Origin of the sequence: Paenibacillus sp. CECT 9249 (assembly GCF_918697855.1) — a bacterium.
Classification (GTDB): Bacteria; Bacillota; Bacilli; order Paenibacillales; family Paenibacillaceae; genus MSJ-34.
Genome location: NZ_CAKKLI010000095.1, coordinates 1 through 3,266, shown reverse-complemented (window position 1 = coordinate 3,266; position 3,266 = coordinate 1). Strand labels below are relative to the sequence as shown.

Here is a 3,266-nt window from a genome sequence, read left to right as displayed (position 1 = left end):
CCGGAAAGTCCAGTCCCAGATGAAATTTTCAAAGAACGAGCCTGGAAATTTCGAGGCCGTTTTCCATCCCCCTCAGGGGATGGAAACTAACCTATAAGAGCTTTCAAAAGATACTATACGAGGAGGAGTTACTATGCGGCAAAAAACATTGGCAATCCGGGCAGACATTCAAGGGGGTAGCGCATCAGTCGCCCTGTAAACTGCGTGAAATCCCCTTACGATCCGGAAGGGGAATACAAATTTGATTACCAATGAAACGGTAGAAGCAAGGAAACCCGAACACGGGGGCAAAAGACGATGGCTGGTCGTGATCGGACTATTTTTTGGATTGCTGTTTACGGAAATGGATGAAACGGTGATCAATACGGCTTTGCCGACGATCGTTCGCGAATTGGGCGGACTGTCGTTGTATGGATGGGTGTCGGCGATCTATCTGCTGGCGCTTACGTTAAGTTTGCCGATCATGGGCAAATTGGCGGACGTCTATGGCAGAAAACGAATTTATTTATGTTCGATGGGCTTGTTTGTTGCCGGCTCTTTATTCAGCGGCTTTGCGCATTCGATGACGGAGCTGATTGTATTTCGCGGAATACAAGGCATCGGCGGCGGCGGTTTAATTCCGCTGGCCAGCGTCATTGTAGCCGACTTGTTCCCGATCGAGCTGCGCGCCAAAATCCAGGGATTTTTCGGCAGCTTGTTCGTCGTCGTTACGGCGGCCGGGCCGGCCATAGGCGGCTTGCTGACCGAGCATATCGATTGGCGTTGGATCTTTTATATGAACATTCCTTTCGGGCTGACTGCCGCCGTTCTTATTGCCGCGGGGCTAAAGGAATCGAAAGGCGATAGGAATGCCCGGGGAACCATCGACTGGGCAGGAGCGCTGCTGATCGTGGCGGGCCTTGTTCCGCTGTTGCTGGCAACCGTCCTGACGGGACCGGGCTTCGGTTATACGTGGCGCTCGCCGCTCATCGTCGGCATGTTAATCTGGGGCGTCTTGGCGTTATGCTTATTTATTCGGGTCGAGTACAAAGCGGCGAATCCCGTATTGCCTCTATACCTGTTTCGCAACCGCACGGTCGCGATTGTCAGCGCGCTCGCGTTTGGCGTGAGCTTCGGGACGTTCGGCGTTTTGACCTATATGCCTTTCTACGCCCAGAACTCGCTCGGCTTCTCGCCGACGGCCGCGGGGTATTTGGCGGTTCCCATGGCAGTCGGAGTCATCGTATCGGGAATGGCATTCGCCTATCTGGTCACCAAAGTACGGTATCGGACTTTGTTCGCGGCATCCCTCGTTGTGGCCGTAGCAGGCTCCTGCTTGCTGGCGAGCATGGACTTGAACATTCACTTCATAGTTCCGTTCGTCTATGTACTGATCGCGGGACTCGGCATCGGCATGGTCATGATGGGCAAAGAAACCGTCGTGCAAGAAATGGCGGATAAGAAGGACGTCGGCGCGGTAACGACTGCCGTCTCGTTAGTCTCGCAATTAGGCGCTGCCGTTGGCGTCAGCTTGCTTGGCGGCGTTTTGTCTTCGTCGGTGGCGAACCGGGTTGCGGAAATAGGGCGCAACTTGCCGCCCGACGAAAGCCGGCGCTTGGAGCAAATGATCGAGGGAGGCGTTCCGGAAGGTTTGTCCGGCCCCCTTCTCCAGCAGGCGCAAGAAATGTATCAGTATGGCATCCACCATATCTATATGGTTACATCGGTTGTGCTTGGCGCCGCTTTTCTCTTCAGTTTGTTTCTCGGGAAAGGGAAATTAGGTTCCGATCGCTCGGGGAACGATGAATAGGTAAGAAAAACGCTCCGCGGTTCGATAAGTCGGCCGCAGGAGCGTTTTTTGCGTTTGAGAGCCGCTGCTGCACGTAGTTGTTTCTTTATGTTTTGTCGTCTGAGAGTGGTGCATATATTTTATCAGGGTAAAATATATGCACTTCGTTCAGAATGGAAATCGAAAACATACAAGCAATTTCAATTATAGTTTCTTTCGACTGTCGTCTTCCCTTTTTGATTGCAATAAATGTGAATCGTGACGCTGTTTTGAAAATCGCTGCCGAAAAATCCCGTTTTATATAGTTTAAACGTCGCTGTTCCATACGCGTAGGTAGGGGAAACGGATCCCGAATCTTTATCGGTCGTGTCGACGCGATATCCTGATTTGACTTCCCATGTTGAAGTACCCACATATTCGTTATTGTTCTTTTTTACTTTTACCAATGTTCCATCATAATCAAAATAAACGGTAACCTTATGCCTACCCAGCACTTCGCCCGACGATTCAATATAAAAATATCCTTCATATTGATCATGCGTCGTACTATAGCCGCTAACGGTAAACACGGGTTCTTCCGAAAGGAAGCCAATGTATCCAATACCGTTTCCTAAGGTAACCTTGGTATCCGCCGATTGAATCATTTCTTCGGAAACAACGCTTACCGAATCCGAAGCGAACGAAGCGGTTGAAAATGAAAAGATCAAAGCGAGTATCAATAAAAGACTATACTTCCATTTTCCTCTCATCGTTTTCCCCTCCTAACTTATATTTTTTTCAGTGTAATCTCCACTAACCGTAATCACTCCGTTTTTGGTTCCCTTCACCTTAATTTCCGCACTATTGTCTTTCTTATTTTTTTTAAAAACTTCATACGTGCCGATTAACGTTTTATATCCCGATCCCGTTTCTTGGCTCGTTGCGCTGTTTCCCGACCAGTTGTCAAGCGCCGAATTGTGATAGGCATATTCCCCTGAAATTTTCACGGAACTCCCATCGCTTTCAAAGCTTCCCGCCAGACCGTACCGCGTAACGATGGTATCGGGATCTTCAATCAAATAAAAATGGCCTTTCACGCTGACATTTTTAGTCGTTGTAGCTGCCAATGCTTGATTCGATGACAATTCTAACACTAAAGTCGTACCAATTTCTTTCGAAACCGCTCCATTTACAGGTACGTAAATCTTTTCGCCGATGATGCCCCTTGGGCCTGTAGCGAAGTTGTTGCTTAACCCATTAGCATTGAATACAAACTGAAAAGAAAAAGTAAGTTCGTCATCTTTATTTCCCGAATATGCCGAAACAGGAAGCGCCAGGATCGCGAACAAACAAATCGTTATAAAAACAGTTAATAATTTCTTCATAACGCACCCTCCTCATATAGTATTTCTTGAAGGCAGTTTTGAGTTTACTTCCAGTCCCCTAGGGGACTGGCGGCCGCCTTCAAAATTTCCAGTTGATCTTTGAAAAATAAATTTGGGACTGGACTTTCCGGAAT

Annotated in this window: 3 protein-coding genes; 1 reads left to right on the top strand and 2 read right to left on the bottom strand. The window is 48.4% G+C overall.

Annotated features, from left to right (window positions below; all coding sequences use genetic code 11):
- Positions 1-241: 241 nt before the first annotated feature.
- Positions 242-1,789: a DHA2 family efflux MFS transporter permease subunit gene (locus LQ229_RS26820; protein WP_230193407.1), complete on the top strand. Its 1,548-nt coding sequence runs from the start codon at positions 242-244 to the stop codon at positions 1,787-1,789.
- A gap of 179 nt (positions 1,790-1,968) precedes the next feature.
- Here the strand turns inward: LQ229_RS26820 and LQ229_RS26815 are convergent, their stop codons facing one another.
- Positions 1,969-2,517: a hypothetical protein gene (locus LQ229_RS26815; protein WP_230193406.1), complete on the bottom strand. Its 549-nt coding sequence runs from the start codon at positions 2,515-2,517 to the stop codon at positions 1,969-1,971.
- A gap of 12 nt (positions 2,518-2,529) precedes the next feature.
- Positions 2,530-3,132, bottom strand: a complete 603-nt coding sequence (locus tag LQ229_RS26810) for a hypothetical protein (RefSeq protein ID WP_230193405.1) — start codon at positions 3,130-3,132, stop codon at positions 2,530-2,532.
- Between the last annotated feature and the right edge of the window lie 134 nt (positions 3,133-3,266).

Coding starts and splice junctions, on each gene's coding strand:
- LQ229_RS26810 (WP_230193405.1), bottom strand. CDS start 3,132: ATGAAGAAATTATTAACTGTTTTTATAACGATTTGTTTGTTCGCGATC.
- LQ229_RS26815 (WP_230193406.1), bottom strand. CDS start 2,517: ATGAGAGGAAAATGGAAGTATAGTCTTTTATTGATACTCGCTTTGATC.